The organism is Bradyrhizobium sp., assembly GCF_050014615.1.
In the GTDB taxonomy this organism is placed as follows: domain Bacteria; phylum Pseudomonadota; class Alphaproteobacteria; order Rhizobiales; family Xanthobacteraceae; genus Bradyrhizobium.
On record NZ_JBEKCZ010000203.1, the window covers coordinates 1 to 9,396 of the forward strand.

Below are 9,396 nucleotides of genomic sequence, written 5' to 3' on the forward strand. Positions count from 1 at the left end.
GACGTCAAGACTCTGCTTTTGTATCTGCTGCTGGTTCCCATCAACGCCATCCGGCTTCGCCAGATGCTCAACCTCGTCAAGAAGGCGCGCAGCGCCACGCAGGGCGACACCTCGATGGAATGGCTGAAGCCGTTCATGACCGAGCGCAAATATCGCAAGGGCGATGTGGTGTTCAAGAAGGATGATGCCGCCAACGAAATGTTCATGACCGTCACCGGAAGCTTCCTGGTCAAGGAAATCAACGTCGCGCTGCCGCCGGGACGCCTGATGGGCGAACTCGGCTTCCTGTCGCCCGACAACAAGCGCACCGCGACGGTCGCATGCACCGAGGATGGCCACGTGCTGACCATCACCTATGAGAAGCTGCTCGAGATCTACTTCCAGAACCCGCAATTCGGCTATTACTTCCTGGTCCTGACCAGCCAGCGCCTGTTGGAAAATATCGCGCGGCTCGAGGGCATTGTCGCGCAGAACAAGATCGCGCAGCAGCAGGCCGCGACCACGGGCAATACCAAATAAGCACGCCGCAAAGCGCAATAGCCGGGCCGTCCGGAATCGGCTTGCGCCGGCCGACAGGCTGATCGGACGCTTGCGATCCGCATCCTCGTCGGCAATTATATTGGACGCCGAGCACCATTTTTTCGAAGAGCACCGCCTTGACGGATCTCATTCAAAAATCATTATGGACCGCTGCGTTGTGGTGCGCCGCGCTGATATTGGCGCTGGCGCCGTCTGACGCACGGGCTGCATCACGCGACGCCGTCGCTGCGGGCGTCCGGTTAGCATTCCTTTCCGAATCTGGCGACAAGGCGGAACGAACAACCGAACAACCGCCGCCTGCGATGCAGCAAGAGGACAGCCAGAATTTCGACGGGATATGGACGTTCACCGGCGCCGGATGTCCCAACGCGGGCACGGTGGGTGCGAAAATTATCGGCGGGAAGATTTTCGTCAGGGGCGGCGGCGGACAGGTTGACCCTGACGGCACGTTGCATTCGGTCGGAGCCGGAAACGGATTGACCCTCACGGCAGTGGGGCAATTGTCGGGAAATACCGGTTCAGGAACCTTCAATCGATCCGACGGATGTATCGGTCATTGGGTCGCGATCAAGCAAGGCAACCTGCGCGGGCGAAGGCCTTAGGTCGGGCCAAACAAAACGCGGGCCGCGTTGCCGGCGAATTGGTTTTGTCGTAGGCTTGCCGGCAATAACAAACAGGGAGGACTTGCCGATGGACGTGGTCCCGTTGGGTCCGGGATTCGCCGCCGAGCTGCGCGGCGTCACACTTTCGGATATCGCCTCGAACGATGAAGCCTATGCGGCGGCCCGCGCCGCCTTCGAGCAACATTCGGTTCTGGTGTTTCGCGACCAGGACGTCACCGACGACATCCAGCTCGGCTTTTCGCGCCGCTTCGGGCCCCCTGAGGTGACCAAGGTCGGTACCATAGGCACCGGCTCGCATTTTGTGATTCTCAGCACCATCGGCCCGGACGGCAAGGTCGTCCCGCCGGATCATAGACTCTCGCTGCGCAGCAAGGCCAACCAGCTCTGGCATACGGATTCCTCGTTCAAGCGCGTGCCGGCGCTGACCTCGATCCTGTCGGCGCGCATCATCCCGGCGCATGGCGGCGAAACCGAATATGTCTCGACGCGTCTTGCTTTTGAGCGGCTCGATGCGCCCATGCGCGAACGGCTCGAGAAATCCTTTGCCTGGCACGACTACGCCCATTCGCGCAGCCAGATCACGCCGGATCTCGCCAGCCCCGAGGAGCGCGCGGCGCTGCCGCCGCAATGCTGGCGCATGGTGTGGAAAAATCCCGTCAACGGCCGCGGCGCTGTTTATCTCGCCTCGCACGCCTATGCGGTCGAAGGCATGGAGCCTGTGGCCGGCAAACAGCTGATCGAGCAATTGATGGCGGCCGCGACCGCGCCCGGTACCAGCTACATGCACCAGTGGCGCAAGGGCGACGTCGTGATGTGGGACAACCGCGCGACCATGCATCGCGGCCGGCCATGGCCGGCGCATGAAGCGCGGCTGATGGTGCGCACCACGATCTCCGCCACTGAAGCCGACGGCGTTGCCACCATGCGCTCGCCGTCCTCGCAGGCGGCCGAATAGCGCGGCTGTTATTTTTGCCCGGCGATCCGGGGCGGCCCGGCGGTTGCCTGGGCGTAGAGATTTGTCAGCCGCCTCACCCCGACATCCCCAGTGCTCACGATCGCAACCAGGCCGGATAGCATGAGGACGCTGGTGTAGAACACGATCACGCCGCGCATCCACACCCGAAAGGTAGCGCGGTCCTCCGCGCTGTCCTCGTGATAACGTTCCGCAGACAATCCGCTGGAACAGTGACCCGCGTCGTCGCCGTCTCCAAGCATGTCAGCCTCCAGATGCTGATATCGCCGCCGATAATATCGTTTGCACGAATAGCATTTTACGCGGGCGGCGAATGTGAACTCGTTCACACCGCGGTCCGTTATGGGACCAGCAAAAGCCGTAACGGTCTGGAATATTGACAGAGATACTGAAAAGTCTTCGGATTTCGTTTCCTTCTTCGCAACAACAATGCGCTCAGATCATTGGTTATGCACGGTGGACGCCAAACCGACGTCGACCGTGCCGGAAATTCGGCATGATCGTTCCCTGCACGGAGGGCATGTGATGAATTTTGTAGCCGCTGCGTTGCTAGTGCTGTCGGGCCTGTTTTACGCCGCCGACCATCATGAAATCGGCACGCTGGGCGACCAGATGTGCCGATACGGCAGCGCGTTTTGCGACAATCCGGCCTATGTTTTCGTGGGCGCCATTCTCGCGGCCCTGTGGGGCACCTTTGTCAGCATGCGTTAGCGCGTGATCGGGCTGGCGGGTTGGGCGGGCTTCGGGCCCGGCGCCACGGGTTCGAGTTCCGGCTTGGGGTCGGTCGGCGCAATCTGCACGCCGGCGGCGCGCGCGGCGGCTCCCGTCGTGTGGTAATTGGCGACATCCGCGGCCTGCGCGTGCGCGCGACTCCACGGGCCGTGATCGACCACCAGCATCGCGAGCATCCCGAAAATCGCGACGGCCAGCGCGACCATCACAGGGACGCGCGATCGCTTCGGCTGATTTTTGTCCATAATAAGGTACCTCGCCTGACGATTGCTCCGATGAGGTCAATCGCGCCCGGCGGCGAAGGTTCCGTGGTTCCGCGCTAGAGCATGATTCAACTGGGTTGAATCATGCCCGTCGCTCATCTTCTTGTTTGAGCATGATCTTTTCGGAAAACCGGTTCCCACTTTTCCGGATCATGCTCTAACGTCCGATCGCATTGGTAGGGGTCGGCCGATCGGTAATCTGCTGGCCGAACAGGCTCCCGATCAGTTCCACGGCCGTGCGTGCGGTGCGGCCCCGCTCGTCGAGGAACGGATTGAGTTCCACGATGTCGAGGGATTGAACCAGTCCGGAATCATGCAGCAGCTCCATCACCAGATGCGCCTCGCGATAGGTCGCACCGCCGGGTACCGTGGTGCCGACGCCGGGTGCGAGGCCCGGATCGAGAAAATCAACGTCGAAGCTGACATGCAGCACGCCACCTCGGGCCTGCACCTTGTCGATGACGCGGCGCATCAGCACCCCTACCCCGAATTCGTCGATCTGGCGCATGTCGGCCACGCTGACGCGGCGTTCGCGCAGCAGGTCCTTTTCCAGTTTGTCGATCGAGCGGGCGCCGAACACTTCCAGCTGGTCGGGGCTGATCGAGGCCCGCGGCTCTTCGCCGAGCAGGCCGTCGAGCCCCGGCTCGCCGCACAGAAATGCCGCCGACATCCCGTGCATGTTGCCGGTGATCGTGGTCGCCGGGGTGTTGTAATCGGTGTGCGCGTCCAGCCACAGCACGAACAGCTCACGGCCCGCTTCGCGGCAATGGCGCGCGATCCCGTTCACCGAACCCATCGACAGCGAATGATCGCCGCCGAGAAAGATCGGGATGACGCCGGAGCGCGCCAACTCATAGGCCCGCGCGCTCAGGGTCCGGATCCAGCGCTGAATTTCCCGGTAATGCCTGGCATTGTCGGGCGGCGCGTCGTCGAGCTCCGCTACCGCGTCGACCCTGAGATCGCCGTGGTCTTTTACGTCAAAGCCTAATCCATGCAGCAGGGTCACCAACCCGGCGGTTCGCAGCGCCGCCGGCCCCATCAGCGTTCCACGTTGCGACGCGCCGATCTCGATGGGAGAACCGAGCACGGCAATCGGCTTCGGTGTGTCTGATGGTTCGATCACGGGAGAATCTCCGGGGTGATCTCCTTATTTGCAACGAATGGCCGGCAAAAGACAGACCGAAGGCAAGAAAGCCGTGGATAGCCGCATTGTTGGTGAAGACCTCCGGCGCTTTTGCTCCGGCCGCGACACTATTGCAGCACGACGCGCTTCTCGAAATCCTTCCGGCATTCGTCGAGCACCTGGCGGGTGAATTTCCCGATCGAGGCGTATTCGATTTCCGTCAGATTGGCGAGCGAGACCCGGGCCGAGGTATCGATGACCTCGAATCCGTTGCCGGGCAACAGCACAACGCCTGTTTCATCGGCGAGGCGGAACAGAAAGTCGATACCCATGTCGCTTTTTATGAACCATGCCTTGAATTCCGGTCCGTACAGCATTCCGCCAATTTCCTGCAAATCTATCAGCGAATAGTAGTTGACGTCGTTCATCTGGTGCGGCGCGCTGACCCCCATGTGCCTGTACAGCGTCTGGTAGCGTTTTCGGATCAGTTGTTTGGCCGCATCCTTGTAACGATGCTCGCGGTCCATCAACCCGCTCAGCGCGAACAGGGCCATCTGCAACTGCTGCGGCACCGACAGGCCGGCGGTATGGTTCAGCGCGACGGCGCGGCTGTCGGCGACCAACCGGTCGATGAACCGCAATTTGCGCGGCGTCGTGGTCAGCGAACTGTAGCGGGCGTCGAGCAGAACCGCGGTCGGCTCGGGAAGGCGCGCCAGCGCCGCGTCGAAGGCATTGTCTTCATGCAAGGCAATGGCCCCAAGCCGCCAGCCCGTGGCGCCGAAGAACTTCGAGAATGAATAGACGCAAAGGGTGTTGTGCGGGCATTTCGCAAATAACGAAACGAAATCATCCGCGAACGTACCATAGACATCGTCGGTCACGATCAGCAGGTCCGGCCGCTTGATCACCAGCGCCGCCAGCTGGTCGAGAACGGCGTCCGACAATTTCGAGGACGGCGGGTTGCTCGGATTGACGAGACAGAAGATCTTGATCGCCGGATCCAGAAGCTTGTCGATTTCGGCTTGCGGCAACTGCCAGTCGTCAAGGCGGTCCATCCGGATATCGACGATTTCCAGCTGGTAATCGCCAAGCACCGGAATTTCCAGATAGGGAGAAAAGATCGGTGTCGCGATCGCGATCCTGTCGCCGGGTTTGATCAGGCTGTTCGCACGCAGGCTCTGGAAAATGTAGGTCATCGCCGCGGTGCCGCCCTCGGTGGCGAACACCGAGAAGGCACCGTTCGGCGGCAGCGGCCCGAACATTTCCTGGGACAGATAGGCTTTGACGATTTCCTCGGTATGACGCAGCATCCGCGGCGGCGTCGGATAGGTGCTGCCCAGAAATGCGCTGACCATTTCGAACAGGAATGCATCCTGGTTGAGACCCAGCTGATCTCTGACATAGGAAATCGCCGAGCGCAGAAAGCGCACCCCGTCGGTTTGCCGATGATGGACCGCGTAGGCATCGAAGCGCTGCACGATGCCATCGTGCTCGGGCAAGCCGCCGAAGCCGCTGTCCAGGTACGAGTAGGACCGCTCCGATTCACGCAGCGCGAACTCGCCGAGACTGAGGAACGCCCAGCGCGGCAGGGTCGCCAGAAAATTTGGATTGCCGCGCCCGGCATTCAGCATCAGCCGTTGCGCGTCCGAGGACGCAATCTCGATCAGTCTGTCCTTGAGCTCGAACGGACTCAGCGTGGCGAATTGCTTGAAATTGCGATCCAGCATGACGGATTCCTCAAGGTTGATTAATTACGATGCATTTTTCGCGATGATGCCGACAATCAGCGGTCCCCACAGCGTCAGAAACACGTTGGCCACGGCGTAAGTGACCGTGAACGAAACCACCGGCGTTGCGTTGCCGGCCTTGGTCAGAAGCGCGGCAAATGCCGGGTTGGCGCTGCGGCCGCCGGCGACGCAGGCCAGCGCCTCGATCGGATTGCGGATGCGCAGGACATGGTAGGAAAAGAAAAACGTGACGATCTGCGGAATCAGCGTGACGCCGACGCCGAGGAAGAACAGCGTCAGACCGTAATGTTCGATAGCGACCAGCGCCTGAGGGCCCGCGGAAATGCCGACAATTCCGACGAAAACCGCCAGACCGAAATCGCGCAGAAAATTAGAAGCGCCGACCGGCAGCGCCGCGAAGTTCGGATGCACCGCGCGCAGCCAGCCGAACAGCAGGCCGGAAAGCAAACAGCCGCCGCCGCTGCCGATTGAAATCGGGATGCCCCAGATTCGGAACTCTATCAGGCCGATCAGCAAGCCGATCAGCATGCCGATGCCGAAGAAAACGAAGTCTGTCACGGCCGCGGCTGTGATCTCGTAGCCGATTTTCGCCTGCACCCGGTTGAGATCGGCAGGACTCCCGGTGAAATGCAGTTCGTCGCCGCGCTTCAGCTCGAGCTTGCTGAGCACAGGCAGATCAAGCCCCATGCGCTTGACCGCCGTCAGAAATACGCCGTGACGGGTTTCGACGTTGACCTGATCGTGGATATCTCCAACGGTGCGGCCGCAGAGCGCACGACTGGTGAGAATGATCTCGCGGTTCTCCTGCACCAGCAACAGGCCGTTCGGTGGCCTGACCTCGTGACCAAGCAAGATGGCGGCAGCTTCCAGCTGCACGATCGGCCCGGTGGTCGCGACATGATCACCAGCCGCAATGATGGTCGTATCGCCGAGTTCAAGTTCCTTGCCCTGGCGATAGACGGCTTCGACCGAAGCATCGGAGATTTGCCGGTCAATCGCCAGCGTCGAAATTCCGATCGCCTTGCTGATCGCCGCGACTTCATAAATGCGGGTTGCGATTGGCCGGGCGGCGTTGAATTGACCTGGGTCGAGTTCGGGGTGACCGCCGGACAGCACGCTCGCCAGCTTCACGGCTTCCGCCCGGATGTCCCATTTCATGATGATCGGCAGGAACCAGCTCACCATGATGATCGGACCGAGCGAGCCGAAGATGTAACAAACCGCGTAGCCCACCGCGACGTTGGTCTGCATGGTCTTGATCAACTCGGGCGAGAGCCCGAGTTTGCCGATGGCGTCGCCGGCGGTACCGATGATCGCCGATTGGGTGAGGCCGCCGGCAGCGAGACCAGCGGCCATGCCGCGGTCGAGCCCGAACAACCACGCCGCTCCCAGCACACAGAGCAGGCCGGTGAAACACATCACGAAGGCGGAAGCGAGCTGGTTCAGCGAACGACGGTTCAGCGCATGGAAGAATTGCGGACCGCCCTGAAATCCCACCGCGTAGATGAACAATGCGAAAAATATGCCCTTGATGCCATTGTCGATGTTGACGCCAAGCTGCCCGATAACGACGCCGACCAGCAGCGTTCCCGCAACGCCACCCAGCACAAAACTGCCGATCTTGATTTTCCCAACGAGGTAACCGAGCGCGATGGTAACGAACAGAGCGAGCAACGGCTCGGCGGTAACCAGTCGGTGCAACAGGTCCATTTGCGTCTTTCAAGGATCGATACGAGGGTGATGGGATGGATCGGGCCTCATCAGGATTGAATGCAAGATTGCAATGACGGTCCCGGCGGCGATTCCGATTCCCGCGGATTCGCCGCCTCGTGTACCGCTCGCCTTCCGCTAGCGGGAGGCGCGTCGCTTTCGATTCATTCGCGGCCGTGGCGTTCGCGGAACCTGTCGAACTTGGCCTTCTGGCGGGCGTCGAGGCTGTTGTAAAATGCGATAAGCTTCGGGTTTTCCGCCTTCAAGGCGTTGAGCCGCGCTTCAAGGAAGTTCTGGCCGAAAACCAGACGGGCTTCGAAGGACGACAGGTCCGGCTTGTTGGCACACAGAGTTGCCTTCGCCGCCTCAAGTGACTTCCGGCGCTCCTCGTGGAATTCCTTGAAGGCAGCCTTTTGCGCGTCGTTCAGATCCAGATGTTCGGCGAGCCGATCCGCCAGCTCGGGATGGTGGGTAGGCCCGCCACGCTCGGCGCAAAGCCGCTCGAAAGGCGCGTGACCTGGCCCGGCTTGCGCTGCCGCCGGACCCAGGGTCACGGCAAAGGCCGCTGCAGCGACGATCACGATCGAAAAGTTCGGTTTCCGCATTTCATGCTCCTGTACAGGATTGATTGTTGGCGAATTGAATTCGAATTTCACATGCTCTCGGCCCGAGGCCATTCACCGTGCGCTTGACGGCAACTGACCGAAGGCTCTGAGGCTTTACCTTCTGCCGCCGCCATGTCCGCCGCCACCGTGACCGCCGCCGCCGTGGCCACCACCGCCGTGACCGCCTCCTCCACCGCGACCGCCGCCATGGAATCCGCCGCCGCGTCTGCCGCCACCACCGCCATAACCGCCGCCGCCATAATAGGGGCCGTTGTCATAGCCGCAGTCGTTGAAATAGCAGTTGCCGCCGACCACCCCGCCCAGCACGCCGGAGATCACCCCGCCGATAATGGCTCCCGGATTGACGTATCTGATCTGCTCGACCTGCGAGTCAGGCCTTAACGATTGCGGACTGCTGATGCTGATCACGCCAGCCAAAGCGGGCGCCGTCATGAACATCATTCCGGCGCCGACCATTGCTGCAACTCGATAGCGATTCATCTGATAATCCCTTTCCTAACGTGAACGACTTGATGTGGACATTGTGATTGTTCCTGGGTCGTGCGGGCGCCGAACCGCCTCCGCGGTCAGTCCGGAAAACAGCACGGTAAATCCGCAGCGGGCAGGCACTGATCGGAGTTCTGAAATATGACGCCCGGGGGTGAGCTCGAGCCACATAACGAATGTTCAATCATCATGATGTGGCCCTGCGAGCGTTTGGCGCTCGCTGTCTTCCGTGAAGAAAACCTAGAGCCACAAGAAAAGGTCAGATTGATCCACATCAACTATGTCCGCCGTCCGACTTAATTATTGCAACTCGATAGCGATTCATCTGATGACCCTTTCGTTCAAAAAATGGACGTCAAGCTGTTGCGGTCTCGTTTGATCAGGTCCGCCGACGCTCGACCCGCGGGGCTTGATGCGAACAGGAATGTGAATGGCGTGTGCCAGGAGGGATACGGGTAGCGTTGGTCAGAGCCGGCTGATGGTGCCGACGGCAGTGCCGGGCTCGACAGATCCGCCGTCCTTCACCAAAATCTTCGACAGCACGCCGGTGACGGGCGCGCGGATTTCATGCG

The 9,396-nt window shown here is 61.0% G+C and carries 12 protein-coding genes; 4 read left to right on the plus strand and 8 right to left on the minus strand.

Features of this window, described 5'->3' with window-relative positions; all coding sequences use genetic code 11:
* From ABR948_RS24640 to ABR948_RS24650, 3 genes are all read left to right on the plus strand, one after another.
* The coding region (locus ABR948_RS24640) for a Crp/Fnr family transcriptional regulator (RefSeq protein WP_428123050.1) at positions 1-519 on the plus strand (519 nt) is incomplete at its 5' end.
* A gap of 197 nt (positions 520-716) precedes the next feature.
* On the plus strand, positions 717-1,142 hold the full coding sequence (locus ABR948_RS24645) for a hypothetical protein (RefSeq protein ID WP_428123052.1): 426 nt from the start codon (positions 717-719) through the stop codon (positions 1,140-1,142).
* 88 nt (positions 1,143-1,230) lie between these two features.
* Positions 1,231-2,118, plus strand: a complete 888-nt coding sequence (locus ABR948_RS24650) for a TauD/TfdA dioxygenase family protein (RefSeq protein ID WP_428123053.1) — start codon at positions 1,231-1,233, stop codon at positions 2,116-2,118.
* 8 nt (positions 2,119-2,126) lie between these two features.
* On the opposite strand, the gene ABR948_RS24655 is transcribed toward ABR948_RS24650, so the two are convergent.
* Positions 2,127-2,378, minus strand: a complete 252-nt coding sequence (locus ABR948_RS24655; RefSeq protein WP_428123054.1) for a hypothetical protein — start codon at positions 2,376-2,378, stop codon at positions 2,127-2,129.
* A 283-nt stretch (positions 2,379-2,661) separates the two neighbouring features.
* On the opposite strand from ABR948_RS24655, the gene ABR948_RS24660 reads away from it, so the two are divergent.
* The gene (locus ABR948_RS24660) at positions 2,662-2,847 is read left to right on the plus strand and encodes a hypothetical protein (RefSeq protein ID WP_428123055.1); all 186 of its coding nucleotides are present in this window, start codon (positions 2,662-2,664) and stop codon (positions 2,845-2,847) included.
* Here ABR948_RS24660 and ABR948_RS24665 read toward each other — a convergent pair.
* From ABR948_RS24665 to ABR948_RS24695, 7 genes are all read right to left on the minus strand, one after another.
* Positions 2,844-3,113 (minus strand): hypothetical protein, encoded by a 270-nt coding sequence (locus ABR948_RS24665; protein WP_428123056.1) that lies wholly within the window; start codon positions 3,111-3,113, stop codon positions 2,844-2,846. The two genes, ABR948_RS24660 and ABR948_RS24665, sit on opposite strands and share 4 nt — an antisense overlap.
* 175 nt (positions 3,114-3,288) lie before the next feature.
* Positions 3,289-4,251, minus strand: a complete 963-nt coding sequence (rocF, locus tag ABR948_RS24670; RefSeq protein WP_428123063.1) for an arginase — start codon at positions 4,249-4,251, stop codon at positions 3,289-3,291.
* A gap of 131 nt (positions 4,252-4,382) precedes the next feature.
* Positions 4,383-5,981 (minus strand): bifunctional aspartate transaminase/aspartate 4-decarboxylase, encoded by a 1,599-nt coding sequence (locus ABR948_RS24675; RefSeq protein WP_428123057.1) that lies wholly within the window; start codon positions 5,979-5,981, stop codon positions 4,383-4,385.
* Between the two features lie 24 nt (positions 5,982-6,005).
* Positions 6,006-7,712: an aspartate-alanine antiporter gene (aspT, locus tag ABR948_RS24680; RefSeq protein WP_428123058.1), complete on the minus strand. Its 1,707-nt coding sequence runs from the start codon at positions 7,710-7,712 to the stop codon at positions 6,006-6,008.
* A 164-nt stretch (positions 7,713-7,876) separates the two neighbouring features.
* Entirely contained in the window at positions 7,877-8,317 is a 441-nt protein-coding gene (locus tag ABR948_RS24685; RefSeq protein ID WP_428123059.1) for a Spy/CpxP family protein refolding chaperone, read from the minus strand.
* Positions 8,318-8,431: 114 nt separating this feature from the next.
* Positions 8,432-8,818, minus strand: a complete 387-nt coding sequence (locus ABR948_RS24690) for a hypothetical protein (RefSeq protein WP_428123061.1) — start codon at positions 8,816-8,818, stop codon at positions 8,432-8,434.
* Positions 8,819-9,289: 471 nt separating this feature from the next.
* A complete protein-coding gene (locus tag ABR948_RS24695; RefSeq protein WP_428123064.1) occupies positions 9,290-9,388 on the minus strand; it encodes a hypothetical protein in 99 nt (32 codons plus the stop codon).
* Positions 9,389-9,396: the final 8 nt, after the last annotated feature.